A 264-nucleotide genomic window follows, 5' to 3' on the forward strand; every position below is an offset into this window, starting at 1 on the left:
GGAAGGCTGGCTGAATGATTTGCCACGATCAACGGCAGTGATTATGTGCAGTCATGACCGCGCTTTTCTCGATGCTGTGACCAAGCGTACATTATTTTTGCGGCCGGAAAATTCGCAGATTTACGCTCTGCCTTATAGCCGTGCTCGTGTGGCATTGGATGAGGCCGATGCTGCTGATGCCCGCCAATACCAGAAAGATATGAAAACGGCACAGCAATTGCGCAAACAGGCTGCAAAGCTCAATAATATCGGCATCAATTCGGG

The 264-nt window shown here is 50.0% G+C and carries 1 pseudogene; it reads left to right on the forward strand.

Features of this window, described 5'->3' with window-relative positions:
* A pseudogene (locus tag HBA93_RS21635) lies at positions 1–264 on the forward strand (ABC transporter ATP-binding protein); the annotation flags it as partial.

Origin of the sequence: Ochrobactrum sp. SFR4 (assembly GCF_019730395.1) — a bacterium.
In the GTDB taxonomy this organism is placed as follows: domain Bacteria; phylum Pseudomonadota; class Alphaproteobacteria; order Rhizobiales; family Rhizobiaceae; genus Pseudochrobactrum.